The sequence below is a fragment of the Pseudoxanthomonas indica genome, assembly GCF_900167565.1.
Classification (GTDB): domain Bacteria; phylum Pseudomonadota; class Gammaproteobacteria; order Xanthomonadales; family Xanthomonadaceae; genus Pseudoxanthomonas_A; species Pseudoxanthomonas_A indica.
The window spans coordinates 1,682,964-1,707,292 of the sequence record NZ_FUZV01000001.1; the positions used below are offsets into that span (position 1 = coordinate 1,682,964).

The 24,329-nt window shown below is 56.9% G+C and carries 15 protein-coding genes; 4 read left to right on the plus strand and 11 right to left on the minus strand.

What is annotated here, in order from left to right:
• Positions 1 to 83: 83 nt before the first annotated feature.
• The 11 genes from B5X78_RS07865 to B5X78_RS07915 all read right to left on the minus strand — a co-directional run bounded on the left by B5X78_RS07865 (position 84) and on the right by B5X78_RS07915 (position 18,017).
• Positions 84 to 1,733, minus strand: coding sequence for a ShlB/FhaC/HecB family hemolysin secretion/activation protein (locus B5X78_RS07865; protein ID WP_079723866.1), 1,650 nt, complete (start codon positions 1,731 to 1,733; stop codon positions 84 to 86).
• Between the two features lie 830 nt (positions 1,734 to 2,563).
• A complete protein-coding gene (locus tag B5X78_RS07870) occupies positions 2,564 to 3,208 on the minus strand; it encodes a Fic family protein (protein WP_139381457.1) in 645 nt (214 codons plus the stop codon).
• A gap of 819 nt (positions 3,209 to 4,027) precedes the next feature.
• Positions 4,028 to 4,693, minus strand: coding sequence for a hypothetical protein (locus tag B5X78_RS07875; protein ID WP_079723868.1), 666 nt, complete (start codon positions 4,691 to 4,693; stop codon positions 4,028 to 4,030).
• A 764-nt stretch (positions 4,694 to 5,457) separates the two neighbouring features.
• The gene (locus B5X78_RS07880) at positions 5,458 to 5,751 is read right to left on the minus strand and encodes a hypothetical protein (RefSeq protein WP_079723869.1); all 294 of its coding nucleotides are present in this window, start codon (positions 5,749 to 5,751) and stop codon (positions 5,458 to 5,460) included.
• The gene (locus B5X78_RS07885; RefSeq protein WP_139381458.1) at positions 5,751 to 8,858 is read right to left on the minus strand and encodes an RHS repeat domain-containing protein; all 3,108 of its coding nucleotides are present in this window, start codon (positions 8,856 to 8,858) and stop codon (positions 5,751 to 5,753) included. Before B5X78_RS07885 ends, B5X78_RS07880 begins: the two co-directional genes overlap by 1 nt.
• Before the next feature lie 14 nt (positions 8,859 to 8,872).
• Entirely contained in the window at positions 8,873 to 10,588 is a 1,716-nt protein-coding gene (locus B5X78_RS07890) for a hypothetical protein (RefSeq protein ID WP_188444693.1), read from the minus strand.
• 1,795 nt (positions 10,589 to 12,383) lie between these two features.
• A complete protein-coding gene (locus B5X78_RS07895; protein WP_079723872.1) occupies positions 12,384 to 13,922 on the minus strand; it encodes an arylsulfatase in 1,539 nt (512 codons plus the stop codon).
• A 240-nt stretch (positions 13,923 to 14,162) separates the two neighbouring features.
• Positions 14,163 to 14,546: a DUF1622 domain-containing protein gene (locus B5X78_RS07900; protein ID WP_079723873.1), complete on the minus strand. Its 384-nt coding sequence runs from the start codon at positions 14,544 to 14,546 to the stop codon at positions 14,163 to 14,165.
• Positions 14,547 to 14,600: 54 nt separating this feature from the next.
• Positions 14,601 to 15,011 (minus strand): YidH family protein, encoded by a 411-nt coding sequence (locus B5X78_RS07905; RefSeq protein ID WP_079723874.1) that lies wholly within the window; start codon positions 15,009 to 15,011, stop codon positions 14,601 to 14,603.
• A 684-nt stretch (positions 15,012 to 15,695) separates the two neighbouring features.
• On the minus strand, positions 15,696 to 16,319 hold the full coding sequence (locus B5X78_RS07910) for a hypothetical protein (RefSeq protein WP_217698650.1): 624 nt from the start codon (positions 16,317 to 16,319) through the stop codon (positions 15,696 to 15,698).
• Positions 16,320 to 18,017 (minus strand): hypothetical protein, encoded by a 1,698-nt coding sequence (locus tag B5X78_RS07915; protein WP_229730873.1) that lies wholly within the window; start codon positions 18,015 to 18,017, stop codon positions 16,320 to 16,322.
• 1,577 nt (positions 18,018 to 19,594) lie between these two features.
• Between B5X78_RS07915 and B5X78_RS07920 the strand changes: the two genes are divergently transcribed.
• Genes B5X78_RS07920 through B5X78_RS07935 form a run of 4 tightly spaced genes read left to right on the plus strand, consistent with a single transcriptional unit; the run spans position 19,595 to position 24,277 of the window.
• The gene (locus B5X78_RS07920) at positions 19,595 to 21,769 is read left to right on the plus strand and encodes a DDE-type integrase/transposase/recombinase (protein WP_176140803.1); all 2,175 of its coding nucleotides are present in this window, start codon (positions 19,595 to 19,597) and stop codon (positions 21,767 to 21,769) included.
• Positions 21,766 to 22,779: an AAA family ATPase gene (locus B5X78_RS07925; RefSeq protein ID WP_079723878.1), complete on the plus strand. Its 1,014-nt coding sequence runs from the start codon at positions 21,766 to 21,768 to the stop codon at positions 22,777 to 22,779. Before B5X78_RS07920 ends, B5X78_RS07925 begins: the two co-directional genes overlap by 4 nt.
• Positions 22,776 to 24,083: a TniQ family protein gene (locus B5X78_RS18885; protein WP_079723879.1), complete on the plus strand. Its 1,308-nt coding sequence runs from the start codon at positions 22,776 to 22,778 to the stop codon at positions 24,081 to 24,083. Before B5X78_RS07925 ends, B5X78_RS18885 begins: the two co-directional genes overlap by 4 nt.
• Positions 24,080 to 24,277 carry an antitoxin VbhA family protein gene (locus B5X78_RS07935; protein ID WP_079723880.1) on the plus strand — a complete coding sequence of 66 codons (198 nt, stop codon included), beginning with the start codon at positions 24,080 to 24,082 and terminating at the stop codon, positions 24,275 to 24,277. Before B5X78_RS18885 ends, B5X78_RS07935 begins: the two co-directional genes overlap by 4 nt.
• The last annotated feature ends 52 nt before the right edge of the window (positions 24,278 to 24,329 follow it).

Sequence of the window (24,329 nt, forward strand, 5' to 3'; positions counted from 1 at the left end):
GTTCTAGTGCGTACTTCTTGGTTGTTGTTCTTGCCGCGCGACGGCGAGCTGTCGCGCGGAGCTCAGCTTGATCGGAGACGAAGTCAGAACGACCAGCCCAAGCTGAAACCCGTGGTGGTGTACGCGGTTGGGAAACCCTTGGGCTTGTCTATCGGGGCACCGACGAAACAATCCCAGTAGCCACCCTTCCAGCCGCCGCGCAGACCCAGGGCCATGCCTGCGAGGTGAACCCCCAGCTGCCATGCGGTCGCGGGACCGCCGACGTGGCCGTAGTCGGCGGCGACATACATTTCCTGCCCGCCGCCGAGGGGGAGGCCAATGTCATTCCGCAGCAGCCAGCCACGCTCGCCGGTCAACGAGACCTCGCCGTCATAGCCTCTGACGGTGTAGCGCCCACCAATGGCGAACCGGTCCTGCGCGACCAACGGCGTGCGGTTCCATTGCGCGCGCCAGTTGCCGGTGTAGCGCAGCACCTGCTTTCCGATCTGGAATGGCGCGGTCAATTGCGCATCGGCCGTGATGACCTTCATGCGAGAGGTGCCTTCGTCGAACCGTTCTTCCGGTGCTGGCAGCGCGTCAAACGCACCGGTGCCTCGGCGAAAGGCCGTGTTCGCATCGAGCGTGGCCTTGCCCAGAAACTGCTTCCATGTGAGTCCCGCTTCCCAACCACCGGTACGACGGCGCTGGACTTCGATCTCGGTGTCGTCGATGTAGGTTTTCGACTCCCGTGCCCATGCGCGCACATACGCACCGAACTTGCGGGTGGCGTTGCGATAGAGCAGCCGCGACAAACGTACGTCGGCGTTTTGGCTGTTACCGCTGTAGACGTAGTTCTGTGAGTGCCCCGCCACCGTCTGGTGGTAGTCGTAGGCGCTGGCATTGGCCCCGATCAGCCAGTACCCGACAGGCAGGTCGTAGTGAGCGGCCCAACTTTCAGTTCCCTTGCCGCTGCCGGAGAAAGCGTCGTGACCCACATTGAGGTAGAACAGGTCATGGGCTTGCAGGGCGTTATCGACAGAGAGAGTCGCTCCCGCCTGCAGTTTCCCGCTGGCCTCGCTGCCGGAATCATCCAGCGATACATTCGCCCGGATCTTCCGCGACTGGCTCCAGGCGATCACTAGATCACTCTGACCTGGCTGCGCCTCGGGTCCGTCCGCGGGCACGATCTGGATATCGGCTTGGGCGGTCGGTACCCGTTTGAACACCTCCAGCGCCATTTCCACGTCGCGCAGATTGAGGAGATCACCGGAACTGACCGGGACCGCATTCCACAGCGTTGCATTGGGCGCGGTGCCGTCGGCAAAGCGGATCGCACGGATTCGGCCTGGAATCACGTTGAGCGTGAGCGCGCCACCGGTGAGGTCTTGCGGGGCGGCCAGTACACGAGTGGTTACGTAACCCCTGGCGATGATCGCGTTCTGCACGCGCTTCATCACCACATTGATGCCCTGCGTACCCAAGCAGCGGCCGGTCGCGGGATCGCGCTTCGGATCGGCGGACTCCAACGCCCAGCGGAAGTGATCAGCGTCTTCACCTTCAAGGCGAATGGCATCGATCCGAAAGCAGGGGGACCGCCCGGCGGGCAGCGACTCGAACGCGGAGGTCGGCGATTCCAGGCGCACATCCGGCGACTGCTTCTGCTGCTCGCGCAGCGCGCGCTCGCGCTCCTGCTGGCGCAACAGTTCCTGCGCATCCGGCCCCACCTGCGCCATTGCCAGCGACAGCGTGGCCATGCCCGGCACCAGTCCGATCCAACGCCCGTGGCGTTTGCCACCACCACCACGTCCACTGCGCACTTCGATTAACCCCTGTCCTTCGTTCCGCACACGCGCACGTCTGGTGAATCGGCGCGCCCCTTCGTTCACGGTCACGCTAGCGACCGGCGGCAGCGGGGGATATCGGAATTGTCCTAAAAGAACCCATGCGGTTTTTTACATGTTCCAGACTACCGGTCCGCTTCGGGACGCGGAATCAGACAAATCTCAATCGACTCCGGAAATTCTTGCGAGTGTTGCGGAACAGTACGAAGCGATGGCTGACGTCAGTCCCTGAGCGCCGAGGCGACTCTTTGAGTACGAATATTGCGGCGCACAGCGTCCTGCGCTGGCCAGTGTGATTTCTCGACGCTTCGCGGAGCGGAGTGTGCATTCCTGCAAAAGTTGACCGTGCTTTCCTTCAATAGTTGTCATCCCACACCGTGCGTCCTGCGCCACTGCAGGCGTCGGCCAAGCGATCGAATGCGAAACCGTATATATCAACAACATAGACGCTGATTGCGGGCATTGCCCTTGACTGGATACGCGAGCAACACAGTCATGACAGATGCTATCGACCGGAGCGGAAGAATACTGAAGAACTCAGAGCATGCCAGGCTCAGGCGCTGCTTCTGGAAAGGGGTAATCATCCGCTCCCGGCTACGCCGAAATAGCTCTCGGAAGGCGCTTCCGGCGCTTGCGGGGATTCGCAAGTTCATGGGCAATCCGGCACCGCATCGGCGAAATGCCATCTACGCGCGGGGCGTAACCAGTCAGTTCCGAGCAGCCGAGGGGCCCATCGAGCAGAGTTACGGCGACGGTGACACAGATTGCTGGGGTGGCTGCGGTGGCTGCGCGGATTGAATCTGCTCTTGAATCCGGTCTTCGAGAAACTGGTGAAGAGCAGCAAGATCTAGCTGGCCGGTCGACAGAGAGAGATCCGCTGCCTGTAACGCGGCAACGTACTCGGCTCGATCACGCTTGATTAGTTCCGGTAGGATAGTACTACCAGGTAGCAATTGACCGAGGTGCAGGCATAGAACGAAGTAACAGGCTGCTCGTGCCGTACGTCCATTGCCATTGATGAAGGGGTGAATGAAGTTCAACCTCCACAAGACGAACGCTGCAAGCGCGACCGCATCAGATTCACTCCAATGCCGATTCACGTAGTTGACGAAGTCTTCCATTAGCGCGTCGACTCGATAGTGTTCGGGCGGAGTGTGCGTTCCGACAGTCACTTGACACGGTCGATACTCGCCTGCGTTCGTGTGCAGACAGGTAATCGCCTGGAAGTTGAGAGCTTTGATGACGTGCTCTGAGAGAAATGGTCGACCGACTGCAGTGGCCATTTCCACAATGGACAGCAGAAAATCGTACTGCCGATTGCCGTTTGAGATTTCCAAAGCCTGGTAGACCGGGTTTTGCTCCGTACCGGTCAATTCATACAAGATCACGAAAGCCTCCCTTGCCCTCGTTTGCTTGTTCCTTAAGCGCTCTCCAAAGCCTTTCGAACCATCTCGCGAGTGATCGGGCTCTTCGAATCGAGCGATCCGAAAACAAACGACACACGCTGCTCCCTCACCTCAGCAGCAGATGGCTTTTTGGCGTCTCGAAGGTTTTGTAGTAGTGCTTCCTTCGTCTTCAATTTTGTAATAGCGTCGCCCATACCTCACCCCTCTCGTAGCACCCCACATGTCCTTGGGGCGCGCAGCCTAACAAACCCATTCAGTACAGATGTGCCAACGCGCACACTTACGGCTATCGGCCACCGACGTAGCTACATTAGTGACCTACCGGGTACAGTATAAGTTCCTCGTCGTAAAGACGCTGACAAGACCCAAACGGGTGACACGAAACGAGCGACAGAGAGGGCCTTCGATGGCCCTCAGACCGCCTGTATGGCCTCCGGAGAGGCGGCCAGGCGTCAAATGCACTGGCCGAAGGCGATTTGCGCGCTCGCGAGAAGGCGCGATTGACGGGCCGTGAGCAGCCCTCGCGCATAAACGGCGACATTAATGCATACGAAACGTGCAGACGAACGGTTGCCCCAGCCTTCGCCTTTAACATTTTGACGGCCCTGTCAATTTCCCCGGAGGAACCCTAGACGAAGACTAGGGGTCTTTGCAACTTCCGTTGGTCGGGTGTGGACCTCCGGAGGGGAAGGGCCGCCAATCCGAGAGGAAATGACTTTCTCCGCTCAGACGTTGGTGCGTGGACACATCCACATATGCCCTGTCGACACCACACAGCACTGCCGGTAGTAGCGCCTTGTGCTAACCGTTTGCATGGCGTCTTCGGATATTGCTCGTCGAGCCTGGCACCGTGCTTTCCATCGCATGCATGACGTTCTGTAGGGAACGGTCTATCTCATCAAGCATGCTTTCGAACATTGATACATTTGAAAACACGTGCGTTACGCCTGGCACTGCTGGGACTGCGAGGCCCAAATCGATCAGTTGGTTGAATGCCTTCACTCCGATGGAGAGATTGCTGCAAGCCTGAGTTATTTGTTCGAATTCCTCGATTGGATCGAATTGTGGAATGGAGATTCGGAGTCGCAGAATTCCTGCGATCGCCTGCGGTCCGACGCCGCTTACGAACCTGGGCATTGCGGGCAAATACTGGCGATGCGAATCAATCTGGCCGGCCAGGTCGTTGACCTCGGCCGCAAATTGCTCGATTGCTTGCCTGCCGCGTCTAATCTTGCTCTTTCTTTCGTCCGTTCGGCTTCTTTCATGTTGCATTGCCGGGACGAGCACCGCGAGAAACGTAATGATAGCGCCCCATGCCGTCCAATCAGGATGGCAGCGCGGGCCAGGAACGCAAAAGCTCGTCACGCCTTGTAGAAGGCTTTGTAGGAGTTCCATCTCATCAACCCTCGTCACTGTCCTGAGCATACGGTTAGAAATCAGTTCCTGGAAGTTCCTGGCAATCAGCAAGCCTTCTTAAATCGAGATTTCTTTGACAGCCAGAGCCGGAGATTCGCCGACCCTACCATTACGAATGGCATGTATCCGGATGGACGCGGGTACGGTGACCGGCGTTAGCCGCCAGGTTGGGGCACGCAACTGATTGCAGGACCGAGGCCTGGGGCATCTCGGGTTCCGGACTGCATAGCCTTCGCTCAATGTCCGCTTTGGGTCGAAAGCGGACATTCGACGGGCGTCGGCGCGCCTGGGACGACTCATCCACAGCACAACGTATGGCGAGCTATCCCCTTGATAGGGCTCGATCTCAGGGCGGCTAGGTCCGGCTGCGGAGAGCAGTTCGTACATCTCTGCGCGCCTGTTATGTGCAACTTCGTGCCATGTGGAAGCACCGCTCTGGAAAGGACTTCAGGTCCATCGAAACCCGGATACTTCACTATTTTGTAGTCCTCGATTCTCTTCTGGACGGGTGGAAGTCGATTCCACGCAAAAGCACGTCAGTTTTCGCGAGTCGACTGGCGGATACCAATTCGTGAATGCCTGCTCAGTGCTGGCGTCTGCACACCTTGCCGCAAACAGGCCCGCACGCGCACAGGTACGCTATTTGCGTAGCGCACAAGGTAGTTCTATTCACCTTTGTCACCATCGATGCAGCGATAGTCAAGCGCGTTGCAACGCCTATTCTCTCGCGCCGATCTCTTGCTCACCCGATTTGCTCAGCAGCTAGTTCAGGTGGTCTCGCCCCTCAGGTATCGAACCAAAATCGAACGCGGGACTCAATCATTTGATTTCTTTTCGGGAGCATGGCGGATCGCCAACTTCCTCAATCCTTCTAAGTAGGCTACCAAGTTGTGTCGGCTTGCTCGCGCCATGATGTCTGAGAGAAGGTCTTCGTAATCCTCAAGGTCCTCGCATGACAAGAGGCGCATAGGCACGTTATGGAAGATGTCAGCGAACCTGGCCGCACCATTCAGCGACTTCGCCGCTCGTATTTCAACAAACGCTGACATCATCATGAAATGAACGATACGACGCACGTTTGCAATCGATTCTTTGTAACCCTCTTCCATCAATCGTAGTCTCCATACGGCCCAAGGGGGTTTGAGTCCGGGTCCGGTAGTTCTTCGTACTCAATGACTGGGATGACGGTATCCGCCGGCCAACCACGGTCAAGTGCTTCGTTGATCCTGGTGTTTCCATCAAGGACGGTATTTCCCCGAACCTTAACGCTTTCTCCATCAGCGGGGTTGTTGATCGCCTCTCCCAGGTCGCGATCCGAAAGCTCTTTAATCTTCGGATTGTTTTCCGGATGATTGGGCGCATGAATCGGTTCCAAGTTGCCGAGTTCTCGCGTCCCTTCTTTCCCATCATCTGATGTTTGATTCTGCTGTACTCCATCAACCGCGGCTTGCCCGAGGAGCCAAGCTAGGAAAGCATACGCAAGCCCACGTCCATTAGTATCGACAGGCACGCGATCATTCTGCGCTTGGGTCGGCATCCGACCGTCCGCGTCCAAGAACTTAAAAGGATTGCCGAGAGCATAGCTGTATCGATTGAAGTTTGAGCCAGGAGAGGCGTAAGCAGTAACCGGATCAACGCTAAGAAACCTCCCCACCTCCGAGTCATAGTACCGCTGCTGCATGTACGTCAGCCCAGTCGCCGCATCCTGCCGGTGCCCGGTATACCCCACATCATCCTTCTCCGCCCGATTGGTCAGCGCGCCATAGGGCTCATACTCGCTGCGCTCCAGCACCGCTTGGGTGGCATCGGTCTCCACCAGCGCCGAGCCCAGGCCGTCGGTGTGCAGGTAGCGGTAGGTGTACACATTGGTGGGCGCATCGCGCTCGCGGATGGCGACCGGGTCATCGCCCAGGTAGATGTGTTCGCGGACCTTGCCCGTGCGGGAGTCGGTGGAGAAGGCCAACTGGCCGTTCATCAGGTACTGGCTGTGTGCGGCCACGCCGTTGATGGTGTCGCGCACGCGCCGGCCGTGGGCGTCGTAAAGGTAGCTGCCCTTGCCTACCACCTCACGCAGGCGGTTGCCGTAGTCGAATTTGTGGACCACGCCGTTCTTGTTGTACACGTTGCCCTGAGGGTCGTAGCTCAGGGCAGTGACCATGGCACTGCCGGGCACCTGGGTCACGCTGTCCAAGCGGTTGCCCAGGTCGTAGTGGTAGCTGTGGTCACGCGGATGCATGCCACCGGTGACTTTGACGCTGCTCAGATTGTCCAGCACGTCGTAGCCATACGTGGCCGCACCGAAGCTGGGGCCATTGGCAGTGAGCAATCGGTCGAGGTTGTCATACGTCATCGTCCGCGATTGGCGCGCGCCAGCGGTGGCATCGGTGATGCTGGCCACGTTGGCGTGCTTGTCGTAGGCGTAGCTCAGGTCGAGCAGCGCGCCATCGACGCTGCGCGCCGGTAGCTGGCGCGCGTTCTGGGTCAGCGTGTGGACGATGCCGTTGCCGTAGGTGAACTGCTTGACCGCGCCATTGGGGAAGTACTGCACGTTGCTGGCGTAGGAACCGGCTTGGGTCGGCTGGCCCAGCTGGTTGGGTGCGTACGCCACCACGATGCCGTGCCAGTTGTTGCTGGCTAGGTGGCCGTTGGCGTTGTACTTGTACTCGTAGGGCCAGTCCAGCAGCGAGGTAACCAGGCGCTCGTGGTACAGCAGGCCACGGCGGTTGTAGCTGTAGGTGGTCACCACCGGCTCGCCATTGTTGGCGGCGTTGTAGGCCGTCAGCACCCCGGGCTTGCCCGTGGGCAGATAGGTCCAGACCTGGTTGCCCAGGCCATCCGGGAAATTCAGTGTGCGCAGCCGGTTGCGGGCGTCGTAGCTGCGTGCGGCCTTGCGTGCCACCACCGCCGAGGACGTGCCGGTGGCATCGCACGCCGTGCCAGCGGCCAGGCCCGCGGCCGACCAGCTCAGGTTGCCGGCGGCGTCATAGCCCATCAAGGTGGTGCCGGTCTCCGGTTCGGTGGAGGCGCACAACTCCTGCTTGGTGTTGTAGGTGTAGACCCGGTCCACCGCCAACGAGCCTCCAGTGGGGCTAACGTTGTTGCTGCGGCGAATCTTCTTCGGCTTGCCGTACACATCGCGGCTGATGTGGGTGAAGGCCGACTCGGGGTGCTCCACCAGCACCGGCCAGTCCATGGTCGGCTGGTCATAGGTCATGAAGCTGGTGGTCGAGCTCTGCAGCTTGGGGTTGGTGACTTTAACCTTGAAGCCGGTCAGATACTCGGTCAGCGTGGTCAATAGCCCTAGTTCGCTGTCCTGGCTGCTGGAGGTAACGCGCCCAAGTGCGTCATGGTCGGTCCACACACCCTTCAGGCTGGCGTCGCCGATGGTGGTCAGGCTGGCCACCGGATATGACTGGAACTCCAGCTGCCCAGCCGCGTCATAGCGCTTGACCACCATGCTGCGGGTCGCCAGCGCGGTGGGATTGTCGGTGTTGTCGAACTGCTCTTCCAGTACCGGGCGCCACAGCGCGTCGAAATGGCGAACGGTGCGGCCCTTGCCGGTATCCACGTACTGAATCCAGTAGCCCGCCGGCAAGCCATAGCGTCCGATTGCGCTGGGCGCAAAGTTCAAAGTGGTCTCGGCCCAGGCACTGGTATCGCAAGTATTGGTGGCCGACTCGGACGTGTAGGTGATGCGAGCCAGCCGCCCCATGCCATCGTAGGCATAGCAAGTACGTGAGCGATTCTCGTCCTCCGCCCAATCAATTCGGCCGCTGTTTCCTACACCAGCGGTGGCATAGCGGCCATCGGCGAAGTCAATGCGCTGCGGCGTTCCACGTTTCCAGCTCGTCAGTGTGGTTGTATTGTTACGTCCGTCGGCCACGGTCTTGACCGTGCCCAGCTGCCCGGTGCTAACTGCAGACGTACGGTCATAGTCAATCGATTTTCGCAGCTGATTGTCAAAGCCATAGACCTTCGTCGGCATCGCCTTCCACTCATAGAGCGTGCGGGATGTCTCGACATTGTTTGTCGTTGTGCGCTTAACCTGCCCTAGAACCCATAGACCCAAGTCGTCCTGGTACTCCACTGTCTGCGTTTTGGAGTAGGTTTGAGCGCTGGCGACATTGGCTGCGCCCCCGGCGAGCAAAAGGGCAAGCGACAAGCCAATGGCACGATACGAACGCCGGCGTTGCCCGGTGGCAAGATTGTGGTTCACTGGTCTGATTCCTTTCAGGGCGCAGGCGCGCTGGATTTCGTGGTGGCCACAGGCCGCGCGAACGCATCGAATTGGTCCACTTTGTATTTGAATGCTCGCCCATCCTGCACAATGGTTCGTTCATACATAGGACGATTGCGCCGAAAGAATTCGTTCGCCAACGTGCCGAGATCTTGAGCACCTAGCACGCCGGTGACGTAGTCGGGGAATGCCTGGCCGGTGACAGAAGCCAGATACTTGTAGTCTGTCCGTGTAAGCGTGATGCCCCCACTGCTCACCGACTCGGACAACAGTTGATTGGCATTGACTTGAGCATCATTGCCGAAGACGTACGTCGTCGTGCTCCCATCGTTCTTCACAACGGTAGTCGTCGAAGTAGACGGGCAGCCGCTTGCGCACTCCGTGGCGTACGACCAGCTCGGGGCATACGTCAACGTCCACATCAAGGGCGTTATGCCCGGCCCGCTTACCATCTTCGAGATGAGAGGATTTGACAGAAATGCCTTTGGTCTTCCCTGAGGGTACTCCGGCGGCTGAGCAGAATTGCAGGAGCCATAGGCCACGTTGTTGTAGCCCAGAGCAATGACCTTGTAGGTGAACTCGCCCACCGCCCCGGACGGGTGCACGAAGGTCTGCCGCATGCGTGCACTGTCACCTGCGGATGTGTATTGCCCTGGCGAGAAGTTGCACTGATAGCCGAACGTTGGCAGGTTGACTTGGCCGCCAATATACTGAGGCAGTGAGAGCTGCCATTTCGAGCCGTCTGGCAGAATGACCTGGCTTAGCTCTGGCGTGGTCATTCCCGTCATTACCGCGTACACATACTGCCAGGTACTAGTCCCGTCGGTGACGGTGGAAACGCGCCCGTCGGAGCCGTAGTTGATTCGAATCTCCGCACCATCCGAGGCAAGCATGCGCGTCACATGCGTGGGGAAGCTAGGGTCATATTCGTACGTCACTGTGTTACCAAAGCGGTCCGTCGCCTTGGAGGCCATGAAGTACATCTCCTCGCGCGCATCGCCGCCATACGGTGAGGTGAATGGCGTCACGGGGCGAAGAGCCAGCCAATCGAAGTCGTAGGAAGCGCCATCCGGCAGTGTGATTTTGAAGCCTTCGCCCGTAGCGTTCTTAAGTGCGGGTAAGCACGAGACCCGCCAATGACTCATTGTGGAGTACCTATAAGGGCCGCCCGAGCTAGGTACCGGAGAATTCGCCGCAATGGGCCACAAGGTTTCACGTCCATAACCGGGAATATTGGCCTCCACCCCGTACCAGAAGTTGTACTGGAGAATAGGAGGGCGGCCTTGGACGGGTTGTGCCTGCGGGACCAATCCGACAACACTGCAGCGGGGCCGAGTGTTGCGATAGAAATCGCTGTTCTTGCGGTAGATGCCAGCGACGTAGGGGATGTCGGCTCGCCACTGTGTGCCGAGAATGAGCGAGCGGTCAGTGGCTAGAGTCGCCGAGTCCGCATAGTACGGCGCGAAGGGCCTTAAAAGGCGACCGAATTGCAATGGAAGCTTGACGTTGGTCTTGGCGGCTACATCGATAACCTGGAAGCTCACACCGCCGTCGATGTAACTGACCCGGTCACCAAACAGCCCGTCGGAGGCTAGGCTCTCGATGTCCTTGCCCTGTCCATACGTCCCTTCATAGGTGTACTCGTAGGTGTCCTGTGCACTAACTGGAACACTACCTAGTAAACAAAATGCCGCTGCAAGCAGATTCAATGCGGAGCGACCGACCAATGTTCTATACATTGCAAATCCCCAGTTAAAGGGACGGCAATCTCTAGGAGTGCCGTCCCTGGCGTGCCCGGAATTACAACATAACAAAATTACAGATAACAGCCTGAAATCGCATTTTTCGAACCCCATTACAGGGTGGGCAACGTAGGCGAGCTATTCATCTTCTGGCTCGGATGCGGAAACTGACCAGGCGCTCAATCGAATCCGCTTCTTCGGCCGCATGAGCGCACAGACGACCACTCCACCTCCTCAACGACGATGCTGACAGAACTCACCGAGTTAGGGCCTTTTACATACCGCATGGACTTAGGCACTGGCTATGTTCCAGGGCGTTCGCAGGGCTGCCACGAGGAACTGCAGGTCACGACCGAAGCACTCTGACCGCTGTCATACCTGCGGCCAATATCGCATGCAAGCTAGTTGTGCAACACGTAACCTAGGGGGGGCACTTGCGTAGCGAATGCTTGGCACAAACCAGATGCCGTGGTGCCACGGCGTGTGGGCAAACTGAGTGAAGATGGAGTCCACTAGCGCGGCAAGATTCTCGGCGTGGACGTTTGGCATTCACATGGGACAACCTGGTGAGATGATTACCCATCATCGACCGACCGTAGGCGCATATTCAGATCTCAAGCAGTCTTCGATCACGTTCTTGCTTACTGGCAGATTCGCTTGCGTCCGTCAGGAACGTCGACAGCAACATCATCTCTCCAAACCCACTCAGCGTTGTCTCCTACTCTGAAGGAAGTGCTCACAGAAAGGTTTGGCCTAAAGTAGGACGGGCGTGCCGGTCTACCGAATGGGTCTCTTCCCACCTCTCCCTTACCATTCGTCACTTGGACTTTGCCCGAGATGCACTGGGAGCAGGTGTTCTGGAGCGTAACAACGATCAACGAAGCGTCATCCCTGTTGAGAGGTCCAACCTTCCCCACTCTTCGCAGGCATGATGAAATCTCCACGTCGGCCATCGGCACTGAGTCATCAGCACGAATGCGAGGTCCGCCAGCCGCCGGTAGTTCCGCGTTCTGCAGTTGCGGGGAGGAGCTTCTCTGGGGTTGCTGCGGTAGCGTACCTGCTTGCTCACGGGCCCCAGATGGTGCCCCGCTGTTCCTGCGTTCGAACTGCCTAACCCAGTCCGCGTTGCCGGTACTGGCGTCGTTGGATGGCGCCTCTTCGCAGGTGCATGTCCCTTCGCACGTAATTGCGCCGCATCCGTTGCCTTGAATGTCGGTCGGCTGCGTGCACCTAAGTTGTGATCGCGTTTGATACGAATTGGGGCAAGGCTCACACGTACTGTAGGTGGTTCTCGGCTGCCCATTGCAGAAGAAGCTTTGAGCGCAAACCTTGCCGGCCACTAAGGCCGCACACAGCAGAATAAGGACTAGCGGGAGAACCTTCATACCCATTTCCCTGTGGCCATTTGATACGGCCAACGAGGGGGAAAGTCGCAAGCGGACACCAGCCCGACGGGCGGCTATCCCCCTGGCTTGACGCACTCCTCAATAAATCCAGAAGCCTCGCCTGGTGCCAGCCTGACAGCGGCTGAGTGTCCGCTTGGGCTCGGAAGCTGCCAAGCCGTACCCCCGATAAATCTTCCTAAATCTCCGTCCCCACCGATGTCCGGTTCCGGCCAGAAGCGGACGTTGACTCTCGACTCAAACGATTCAAGCTGCATCACGCGCACCGAGCACATTCACATGCAGGCATACAAGAAAGCCGGAAGCTCAACTTCCGGCTTTTCGTTGACTGCTAAGGAGAGAGAGAACTGCATCCAGCTTTAGGTGCTCCCTGTGCTCTCGCGGAGCTTCTCTAGGACCTGATCTACGCCGAACGTACCGGCGGCCTGGCTCGGTGGAAACTCCTTGAACGTATCCAGGAACTCGGCAACGACGTGTTGTGCTGGCACGCAAATGAATGCGTGGTCGAGCCACCAGTCCCAGTACGAATTCGACGTAATGTCGGCCCTCTCATACGGATCTGTCCGGAGGTTGAACAGTTTCGGTACCCTCAAAGTCGTAAATGGTTCAGCCCAAACTTGCAAAGTTCCCTTTGCACGCTGCTCCGTGAAGACAAACTTCCAATTGTCGTAACGCAGACAGACCAGATTCGAGTCATCGTTAAAATAGAAGAACTCCTTCCGTGGGCTTTCCTTAGTCTTACCGGTGAGCATCGGAATGAGGTTGTAGCCATCTAGGTGAACCTTGAACGTGGTGTCGCCCACCTTCATGCCCTTCTTCAGTTGCTCAGTTACGTCAGGCACACCAGCAGCGGCCAGGAGCGTCGGCGCCCAGTCAAGATGAGAAACGATCTGATTGCAGATTGTGCCCGGCTTAATTTGACCTGGCCACCGGACCATGCAAGGCACACGAAATGCTCCTTCCCAATTCGAGTTCTTCTCGTTGCGGAACGGAGTCATAGCGGCATCTGGCCACGAATTCATGTGGGGGCCATTGTCGGTTGAGTACATGACGATGGTGTTCTCCGCCATGCCAAGATCGTCCAATGCCTTCAACACTGTGCCGACGTTCTCATCATGGTCAATCATGGTGTCGTGATAGCGACTCTGCCACCTTCCCGCCTGGCCGATGCTCTCTGGCTTTGTGTGAGTGCGGAAATGCATGTGGGTGAAGTTGACCCAAAGGAAAACTGGCTTACCGGCATCATTCTGGCGCTTCAGGAAATCAACTGCGCGATCAGCGATGTCGTCGTCGACCGTTTCCATTCGCAGTTTGGTTAAGGGTCCGGTGTCCTTGATCGTCTGCTTGCCGACCTTGCCGAAACGCGGATCAACTGTTGCGTCTTCCTTATCGGTTGCTTTGCAGTCCAGGACACCTCGAGGACCGTAGTTGGCCAGGAAGTCTGGAAAATCTTTGGCGGGCGGATAGTCGGGCAACTCCGGCTCCTCAGATGCGTTGAGGTGATAAAGCGCACCATAGAACTCGTCGAATCCGTGCACAGTAGGCAGGTGCTCGTTTCGGTCACCCAAGTGGTTCTTGCCGAACTGGCCGGTGGCATACCCTTGCGCCTTGAGAAGTTGCGCAATGGTTACGTCTCGGAACTGCAAACCTTGTGCAGCACCAGGCATGCCGACCTTAGTGTTTCCGGTACGAAATCCGCACTGCCCCGTAATGAAAGATGAGCGCCCCGCAGTGCAACTTTGCTCAGCATAGTAGTCGGTGAATCGAACCCCCTCGGCGGCGAGACGGTCGATATTCGCTGTTTCGTAACCCATCATTCCATCTGAGTAGGCGCTGATGTTGGACTGACCGATGTCGTCACCCCAAATGATTACGATATTCGGCTTACTTGCTGCCATGGTCTTATCCTCAACGCGGGCGAAAGGCACCGAGATTTTCTACCAACCACTCACGACTCGTCCTCGGTACTTCTACTTACGACACTCGCGTACAAATACCTACCCCATCGATTCTTCGCGCAAGCAAGTTGTACCTCCCTGCCACTATTCGCGGCAGACCTTTGGATGGAATCTCGTCGGATTGGGACGAAAGCCGCTAGCTACCGGCATCGAATCCGGCACCGCGTGAACGAATACCCCCTAACTTCGCGAAGCCTGGTGTTCCTGCTGTTTACGATTTATGGCATTGAACTCGTGAAGGTCCTTGTCTAGAAAATAGTTAAGGAATGTTCGGATCACGGCAATCACGGCGAGTCTGATCAGATCTTCACGGGTGGGCGCTATGGTGGATTCAACTATGTCTGCCGCCAGCAAGAACGTTAGTGCAGCGACTAGCCAGCGGGCGTACCAGATCCACATTGTTCGAATTGGAACGCGCTCTGCGAAAGCCGGCTGACGCAGCCACCGCACACCGGCCACGATCGTCGCTAAAGTGCCGAGAATCGCCACACAAACAGCGGTAGCGTCCATAACCAGGACGCCGCACTCGGCGACACTGTGTACGAACACGTAAGCGGCTTCCATATCAGACCCCAAGATTGAACAATTTCAAGGCCACTGCTGACGCATGATTACTAGCTAGTGAGGCAAAAAGAGCCAAAGAGCAGTAATGCCACCCAGCACTAGGAGCCCGACGCTAAATGCGATCGTGCCGCGATGCCGTGGCTTGATGAACCCAGCGTCTATTTCCTTATCAACCTTCCAGTACCTTGCTATTGACCAGAGCAACAGTGCGAGTCCAAGAAGGACCATGCCCAACCCAGCATTACCCGCGTCACGCAGCAGCAGCTTTCCTTGAGGCGCCTGGTCATTCTGCACGAGGTACATGCTGAAGCGGTTGATAGTTATTCCGAAGCCAATTAGCGAGACTGTAGTACGTAAATAGGCCAGATGTGTCCGTTCATTAGCAAAGTGCGTGCGACCGCGCGCCAAATCGGTTGAGAGGCTGCCACCCGAGGCGGGAGCGGATACTTCTTCGTTCGATTGCATACAGGGCACTCATAGTGGGAGAAATCAGTCGAGCGCGTCATTTCGCCCCGAGAAGGCTCCCTCTAATGCGGTGGGTTGACTCGGCCGATTCTTCACAGCCAATCGTGGCGATCCACTAGAACTGAGGGTGGGGGCGGTCGCTCAAGTAGCATTCACTATCGACTTCTGCTCAGTTCCGGGCATCCGAACTTGTTCCCAATCAGTGTCAGTAAAACTACTGAGACCGACATGCAGTCGCTATCTAGGTGCGTGCGTTGAGGCGCGGCTCCCAAAAGCCTTAGTTCATGCACCAGTAGACGCCGACCACCAATGCCAAGAGCGCCGTGACGGCCAGGCTCGCCAGCGCCCACTTGCGAAGGGCTCGCAGGCAGAAATGTCTCATTTCAATGAAATCTCTTTAGGCCGCATTCCAGCATGTGCCGACAACGCTACGCCGCAGCAGCGAGACTTTCCAGACTTCAGCTCTCGGTCCGCAATTTACGTTTCGGGTCGAGGCCGGGTGTGATCACTAGCCGGCGCTGCTCGCGGCACCCATGTCCGCTTCGGGTCGGTAGCTGTCATCAGCTCCGATCTAAGCACTCGCCCGGCGGAGGAACTTCAGTGCATTCTCGACGATAGGCCCAAGACCCACTACGAGCACAAGGTCTCGTAGGCGGCGTGAAATACAAAGATGTCCGGATGCGACTACGCGCTAGTGCCAGGAAAGCGCCCACCGCCGTCAACATGAGAAAGCAGCTGATTGTGAATCCGAACGAGCTCATCTGACATGGCCTGGATCTCGAACTCGTCGTCAAGAATCCTGAACTTTCCGGAATCGATGAAGTAGGCTCGGAAGTAGTGCGTCGGCGCGTCACTTCGGTGCGTTGGACCGAACCACTCGGGCAAGATCACGCCAACAATGCTGCCGGCCAGGTGGTTGTCGAGACGCTCATCGAAGTGCTCAGCGGCATCCCTTAGACTGCGATCACGCAAGGGGGAGCCATCTTCAACCTTGAACACTCGCTTGAGATATGCACCGCGCGGTGCGTGTGCTTTTCTGACGGGCCAGAAGTACCTAGAGACAGCGGCAGCACACAGCACGATGCTCTGTCCGTGATCTAGGGCTATCGAGCAGTCGAAGGCGAGAGTGCCCCCATCCGCTTGATGTCGATCGATTCGCTCAATCAGATCAGCGATGTAGTCCATAGACGAGCATGCTTTCCTCGTATGAAAGAGCATGCTTTCAATATAGAAGACTTCATGCTGCGGCCAGATTGGCAAATGAGCATCCATGTGCGCCTCAGATTGAAGCGGAGCGAGCATCGACACCTAGGTCCGATTTTCGTTGCTCGCGGCATCATGGAAGAGTGCTGCTCCGATATTCCAAATGCTGCTGCCGTAGTTGTAGATCAACTGCTCGCCTTGCCTTAGGAACGAATTGTTGGGGTCTACTCCTGCCAACTTGATCGCATCTTCGACCTTCGAACTCGTTGGGTGAGCATCCCCAACCCTCATGTCATACACGCCAGCCAGAACACTACACATGCGACGAGCATCCTCTTCACCAATCTTCTGAGCAAGTAGGTCTTGTAGAAGCTTGTTCGAGCCCAGCTTCTCCTTATCCCGATGCGTCGATAGCTTTCGAAGCTCACGTACATCCAAACGATCAGAGAATACGCGAATGAGCTCTTTCGCTAGCCTGAGTAGGGTCGCACGATCTCTGCTGACGAAGCGGGATACGCTCTGCATCGCAGCGCGGTCTTCAATGTCGTGGGTGAATAGCTTTACGTTGAGAGACTGTGAGAACCCGTTCTCGAGCAGTCGCATCGTTTTGAAGAAGAGCACTTCGAACGCGTCGGTAGTAGCCGGTCTTGTCTCTGCTTGAGAGAGCAGTAGCTCTGCTGAGACCTTACCTTCCGGAACGACATTGTGTGAGGCCCACACGTGCTGCTCCCACGTGGGAAGCCTGGCGATGTCGTGTGCGTAGACAGTGATCAGATCAGATGAATTTATGCCGAAATGTGTGGAGCGACCCGATGTAGAGACAACCGCACCGGTTTCACGTGTATACCAGTGTAGGGAGAAGCCACGGCGCCCTAGAAGCTCTGTGACCACGCCCGCACGGAACCATAACCATCGTCCGATATCTTCGTAGTCGAGGTCGCGCGAAGGCCTCCGGGTGCCATCAGTCTCAACAATGAAGTTGGGGCGGGACGGGTCCTCATCTCCCCTTACTCGAATGCTGCGCTGCTGACCATCTATCCACTCGTCTCGCCAGAATTCTCCTTCTACCCTGACGCCGATGTAGCCACCGCGATGACCTTCTCGGTGTTCTGAGGCGGTGTTGTCATGTCGCTCGGGCCCCATCACAGGGGCATCCTCTTCCGGATCGACATCGGTCCGCCATATTCGCATCGATGACCAGCTTCCGCCGTGCACACTGTTTAAGTCACGGATCAATAACTCAAAGCGGCCGCCATCTCGCTCTTCCTGTTTATCTGTCATCCCGGCATACGGACTCCCTTCAAGGGACACTACCGTCTCCACGTGTTGCCGGTAGTACGACAGCCGTAGCGATAGACCACGTGCTGTGAGGTAGTCGAGTAGGAACTCGCGCTTTATCTCTATCTGGTTGTGGTTGCCCGACTCGTCAAAGGACTCGCGCGCAACTATTACAAAGTCTTCTTCCGGCCTGACCCAGTTGCTACCTTCCTTGATAAGCCGCAGTGCAATTACTAGGTCCGGATTCAAGATCCAGTGTCTCGTTCCCACGACGGGCTGATCGTGTTCAAAGATGAGCTCGACACCGAGAGGCTCCTTGTCGTAGTACTGGTACTGATCAACCGGCGAGTAATAGCCGTCCTCGTAGGCATGCGGGCGTGCGCTGTGCGCGATGCCGATTTCGCTCCAGCTTAGGCCCTCTGCGACTGCGCGATGCTGCATTGGAAATGCTACTGATCCGCAGCCGAAGAACTCACCGACATGTCCGGGCGTGGTGACATCCGAGTGTCCGCGCTCAATGTCCACCGATGCACGCAGTGGAATCCAGGTCGAATTGGCGAAAGACCGGCGCGTCAGCCGGGTCTGTAGAATCCATTCTTGATCCATTGTCCGCCCTGAATGCATGGATTTGAGATCGAGGTACTTGTCGATTCTACAGAGTCCGAGCCACGTCTCACTGTACGCCCACCAGGTGCGAGACGAACGGAGAGCGGTTGAGGAGGGTTTGAGGCGGCCTTACGCACTGGACGCTTTGAGCGTTGTTCGCGTCTCTGTGGCATTGATGCGATAGCGCCAGCAGTGTCGCATTGCGCGACCCCTCGGCGTCCGACTTCAGCAGCTTTTGTCTGGGCAGAGGCCGGACACGACGCGAGGCTCTCATCGGAGGCTTCAAGATGCCCGCGTGCTAATCGCACTGCGGTTCGTGGCGAGCACCCGGACTTCGCCCGTGCCGCTGACCTCCACGATCCGGCGCTCAGTCTTCAATCCGAGACAGCGAAGCGGGGGCTACCAACCGATCGCCGGGGAGGCTAGATCGAAAGCGGACCGACGGCCCAAAATGGCTGCCGTAAAGGCAAGTCGTTGCAACTATTGCCTTTTTTATCATCATAAGTTGAAACAATGTCTCAACTTATGGGGTCGGTACCAGTCCACGCCCCGTCCCTGCGGTGGGTGGGACTAAGAGTGATATATTTATATCAATCAATAACTTAGGGCTATTTTCTTGTTGCCCCGCGGGGGCAGTTGTGGCATGTTGGGTCCATTAGGAGCCATTTGGCGCAATTTTGGTTCTCACTGAACAGGGCGATGCCCATGGGTACACCGATCGATCTCGGGCCGTACTTGCCCGACCGTCCAATTCTCACGTCAGCTGAGACAGCCAAGCTGATGGGGTTCTCTTCCTGTCGCGCCTTGTCGCGCGCCCGCTCAAGCGGCCGTCTGCCGATTGAAATGATCCAAATCCCAGGTCGCAAAGGATGGTTTGCCGCCACACAGGCGGTGAGGCGCTGGCTCGAAGTATCTCTTTCCGAAGCCCTGAATAAGACCCCACAGGAGGCCAACAGCTCAAACGCAAGTTAGCTGGACGCCAAGAACGACAAAGGCCCCACACCGGCGGTGTGGAGCCTTTGAGGTGAACGCGGGTTGCAGCCCTCGCTAAAGCCTATGCTCAAGGCGTTCCCACCGAAAGTCAAATCAGCGCGCCTATTCATCTAAGGCGCGTTGCCTTTCTGCGGCCCGCGTCTAGCTACGCCGGCTGTGAGGACGCGCCATGCGTAACCAAAGTCTTCGTACTCGGCCAAAAGGTGCCCACCTTGGGAGCCGTGCATGTGTCTTTCCACGGCGGGAACACGTCTCTTCATTCCATACGCCAGCAGGGCATGCATCACATTGTGATCGGAGGGTACATGGGCCCGCTTTCTGAGTGCCAACTAGAAGGGCTCATGGACTTGCTGGCGATCCCGGATGCAGGGAAGGGCTATATCCGCGAGACCAGAAACTCACCGCCTTCGAGACGAGTGGCGTCCACTGGGCGATTGAACACGACCTGGCGATACGCGAGCCGGAAGATGCGGCACACCGAAGCATGTGAGAGCACACATGAGATGCGCTTTGCCCTGAGCTGCGACCTCAGCCGGCACATTCTCGAGCACTGGGACCAGCCCCCTAAAGTCGCAATACCAACTCCTTCCCGAAGGACCCGTAAGTCCACTCCGTACACACCGGATTTCCTGGTAATCGAAGAGGAAAGCATCTGGATTGCGCAAGTTAAGAAGGAAGCGGATTGCCGCGAGAAGAAGGCAGAATACCCAGACGAATGGATACTCTCGGCGGATGGAACTTGGGAACACCTACCGGCGCAGAACTTCTTCGCCACGCTGGGTCTTCCTCATAGGGTCGTCACGGAGCGCGCGATCTGCCCTATCAAGACCGAGAATCTGGAGCTGATCTGGCGCACTCTGGAACTTGAGCCGGTACAGGAGCGCGTGTATCAGGACGTCGCGAGCACGCTGAGGACTACACCAGCGCTCTCATTGGCAGATCTAGCACGGACCGTCGGCCTTTTGGACATGAGTCCTCTGATTCATTTACTCGGAGCTGGCGTCCTTTTCGGCGACCTAGAACACAGGCTGATCACACGCCCACATACTTTCATGGTCGCAGGCGACGCCGTGAGTCTTGCGCAAGCGCTATACCTAGAGACGGAGCTACCGGCGGACCCAACGGGAGTAGCACCCTTTTGCAGAGATGGGTTGATAGCAGCGGATCGCATACGACAGCTACGTGGCCAGATGAAGACAACGGCCTCTGCCAGAACGTTGGCAAGGTGGAATGAGACATATGAGCAGAATGGCGACATTGCCTCGCTAGCGCCGAGGCATAGATTCAAAGGTAATCGCACCTCTCGCCAGCAAGAATGGCATTCCGACCTTCTGATGAAGGTAATCAATGAGCGCTATCTGACTCCGGTATCCATCTCACCAGTTGCAGCGTATCGCTTCTACCTTCTAGAGCACTCCATCCAGAACCCTCTACAACCTGTGTCGGCTCGCCAAGAGCCGGTTGCTAGAAGCACCTTCTATAACAAGATTCACCAACTTAACAAACAAAAGGCTGAAGGACTGCGGGGCGGAAAACGCCGTGAGAATGCGGTACGGCCGCCCGTTGACCCCGCGCTGAGAGACGTTCGCCCGGGCCGTCCATTCCAGCGCGCTCACATAGATCATCAGTTGCTGGCAATCGATGTCCTCATAGCAGTCAGCCAGAATGATTTTATATTTCGCTCGCCCTGGCTTACCGCTATGCGAGACGAAGGAACAGACCTCATACTTGCTCAAAGTCTGAGCTTCAAACCTCCGAGCATTCGCTCATGCTGCATGGTCCTCAGAGATTGCGCGCGAGTGCATTCACGTCTCCCCGAAACAATCGTTGTTGACAATGGCTCGGACTTCAACTCGACCTACTTCGAAGCGACACTCGCGCATCTCGGCATCCATAAGCAGAACCGCCCGCCCGGTGCGCCACGATTTGGGTCGCCGATTGAATCTGCGTTCGGTTCAATTCAGTCATTTATTGAGAATCTTCCCGGCAACAAGAAGAATGACCAGCGCGAACGCGGCGCAAGTTCATCTCACAAGGGGCAGGAGCATGCCACTTTTCAGTTTGAAGATGTTGTCAATGGAGTGGCGGAGTACTTAAGAATCTTCAATGCCTACGGAATAGACGATCTCCATTCTCCCGAGCAACGCAACTCGCAAGGACTGGCGAAGTACCCTGCGAGCGGCCAGAGGGTAGAGTTCAATCATGCTTTCCTACGCCTTACAGCGCCTGGCCACAGAAACCGGATACAGCTGGATAGTGCCCGCGGGCTTCACTACGCAAAGAGGCACTTTCGGCACCCAGACCTAAACGTCCTGCCTGATAAAGCCAAGGTCGTCATCTTTGAAGAGCCTTGGGACGCCAATCGCATCTATGCCTTGGTGAACGGCAAGCTTGTCACGTGTCGCAACACTTGGGCCGAAGATCTGACCGCCGAAGAGTTGGCTCGCAGCGCGTTCAATGAAATGCCTGGAATCGAGTGCACGGATGTCAAGCGCGGCATCGAGCGAACAAAAGACATAGAAATAGCCAAGGCCATGGAAGAAGCAACTTCCAGAGCCGCTATAGCTCAAAAGCTGATACCGACCATCGAGCAAAGCCCACGGAGAATCAGCAGGATCAAGTTGCTCGCCCTTGAATCGGCCCCCACCCCCTACGAGGTAGACGAGGTAGGCCCATGAACTATCTGGACTATGCCAATAGGCTGAGCCGGATCCGAATCCCTCATCGCGAGTGCAAAAACGTTGGCAGAAAGCTCTATGCACACCTAAGCTTGGCCACCGAAGGCGATGTGATCTTCCTGATAGGTCCAAGTCGAGTCGGAAAGAGCACCATATTGAAGGAATGCCTGGAGCAGATGTTCAAAGGACACCGTGACCCGCGGTTCATTCCTTACGCCAAAGTCGATGCCTCTCAAACCAATCAAGGCCATTTCACACTAAAGCAGCTTTGGGCCGATCTGCTCGTAGAAGTCAAGCATCCAAGCTTCTGCGATAGTGACTATTCGCTACGTAGGTCCCACACCGAAGCATCACTGCTTTCGACGTTGATTCGGACCATGATCGCAAGGAATACGATACTCATAGCCGTCGATGAGGGTATGCCAATGCTGCTACTTCGCGGCCCTGCCGGCCCCATCCCAGCTCTGGACACGCTGAAGTGTCTCGGCAATAAAACTGGTGCAGCCGTTGTCGTTTGTGGTGATTACACTCTGCTTGATCGTTGCTTTCTATCGGCTCACCTCAATGGCCGCATGGTAGTCATTGAGTTTCCGGGTTACTCGGAAAGCAAAGACGACGTCATTGAGTTCTCGCGCATTTTGGCAAGTATTGACACGCAACTCCCTTGGAGGTCGGGACAATCGCTCGTCAAGCATATGGACTTCATCTACGCTGGGACCGCTGGTTGCTGCGGGTCGGCCATCAAGTGGAGCCGGCTCGCGCTCGCCGAGATGGGCGCAGATGACAGAAGCTATCTGCGCATTCGGGACTTCGAGCGCTCACGCCTTGTTGAGCAAGCGGAGTCCTTCCATGCGCTTAACGAGCGGCGCCGGCTTCTAGAGGAGATGAATGCCGGTGTCTATGCCACGCCAGAGACTGTCAGCCGCCAAGCATTGGGCAAGCCAAAGCGCCAGTATCGTCCTGGCCTTCGCAATCCCGTTCGCGACCCCGTGGGTGGGGAGGTAGCATGAAACTAGTAGCTAGCTCCACATTCTTGTTTGACCTGGCGCCTCTAGGTGCTGGGACGTGCGAGGTTGAGTCCCTCACCTCTTACCTAGCGCGCCTCGCCCACGCCCACACAATGACGCCTTATCAGCTACTTTGCACTTTGGATGCTTGGAGCAGGCACAAGCTTAGCAAGATTGTTCCACGGTTCTTCAGCGCCAGAGTCAATGGCTACAGCCCTAACGTACGGCGTCTAGTACAGGCTTTAGAGTCGGCCACCGGCCGTACTGATATCCGTTCATGCACGCTTATACATCTGAGTGAAGTGTGTGCAAAGAACAACAGTGATTGCATCAAGTTGCATCGAAGCTGGTGTCCCGCATGCCTCCGTGAAAGTGCGGAACAGGGCCTTATCCTCTACGACCGGCTTATCTGGCAGATCATGGGAACCTCTCGATGCAATATCCACAGAAGCCGGCTCGAGGACTCTTGCGCACTTTGCGGCACAAAGCAGCATTGGCAGCACAGCACTTCGATAGACACTTGCACATTCTGCGGTCACGCACTGGCTGACGCCCCGCAGTCTTCGCGCATTCTTCCTCCGGACCCAGGCGAACGACATCTGGTTGAACTACTTGAGTACACCTCTGGGGAGAAGGCGCAAAGTTTTCGCGAGGAGGCCGCCGGCGTGTTCATTCACCACGTCAGTAAGCACACAGACCTTCAGGATGCTGCTCGACGACTTGGGCGAGTCCTTCGGAAGGCCGAGCACACAAGACCAAGCCTCTGCTCGCTCCTCTACATTTCTGAGTACTTTGACGTTAGCTCAACGTTGATACTTATTAACCCCGAGAAGGCTGCAAAGGTTGTTGCGCTCTCCATCGGTCGACCAAGGCTGCCGCGAAAGTTCCGAGGCACCTACTTGCCGCGCGGGACCAGGCAGTCGGCTATTGAGCGAGCGCTGACCAAGGAAATTGAATCGGATGGCTTGGCGCCGAGCATTAGACAGTTCTGCAATGATAATGGCTTCTGCGAGACGACGGTAGGCGAGCGTTGCAGTGGCCTGCTGAAAGAACTCGTTGCGAAGCGGTCGCAGCAGGTGGCGTCAATTCGCAAGAGTCAGATTTGTGCCATAGATAGAGCTCTTTCCGACAAGAGACTGAAGCAATCTTTCTCGAATGTGCGTGAATACCTCGCCAGGGTTGGCCAGAGGGCAGGCTGTCCTGTTTGGCTGGTCAGACAACGCTACATGGCACTAAACGGCGACCAGAAGCGACGGGTCAGAAACGGCATGCTATACATGGATGTGAACATCAGGACGCGCGCATGATTGACCGCACTAAAAACGATGCCCTGGAAGAGGCTATTGCGTCCGTTCGGCTCTCCGGGCTGACGGTTTCGGATGAGCACATCTTCTTGCTGCAACGCGTAGCCTCTGGTGAACTCTCGTTTACAGAAGCAAAGAAGCTAGTTATTGACTCAGTTCAGCGCAGTCATGAAGCCGACAGCGATGAAAAGTGGTGATGGAAGTAGGCTGAGGTATCGATCACCGCATGTTGTCCGAGCTGAGAGGCAT

Bases quoted from the DNA above. Each gene is read 5' to 3' on its own strand.
- B5X78_RS07935 (WP_079723880.1), top strand. From the start codon at position 24,080: ATGATTGACCGCACTAAAAACGATGCCCTGGAAGAGGCTATTGCGTCC.
- B5X78_RS07920 (WP_176140803.1), top strand. From the start codon at position 19,595: ATGCGCTTTGCCCTGAGCTGCGACCTCAGCCGGCACATTCTCGAGCAC.
- B5X78_RS18885 (WP_079723879.1), top strand. From the start codon at position 22,776: ATGAAACTAGTAGCTAGCTCCACATTCTTGTTTGACCTGGCGCCTCTA.
- B5X78_RS07895 (WP_079723872.1), bottom strand. From the start codon at position 13,922: ATGGCAGCAAGTAAGCCGAATATCGTAATCATTTGGGGTGACGACATC.
- B5X78_RS07900 (WP_079723873.1), bottom strand. From the start codon at position 14,546: ATGGAAGCCGCTTACGTGTTCGTACACAGTGTCGCCGAGTGCGGCGTC.
- B5X78_RS07925 (WP_079723878.1), top strand. From the start codon at position 21,766: ATGAACTATCTGGACTATGCCAATAGGCTGAGCCGGATCCGAATCCCT.
- B5X78_RS07880 (WP_079723869.1), bottom strand. From the start codon at position 5,751: ATGGAAGAGGGTTACAAAGAATCGATTGCAAACGTGCGTCGTATCGTT.
- B5X78_RS07905 (WP_079723874.1), bottom strand. From the start codon at position 15,011: ATGCAATCGAACGAAGAAGTATCCGCTCCCGCCTCGGGTGGCAGCCTC.
- B5X78_RS07865 (WP_079723866.1), bottom strand. From the start codon at position 1,733: ATGGCCACGCTGTCGCTGGCAATGGCGCAGGTGGGGCCGGATGCGCAG.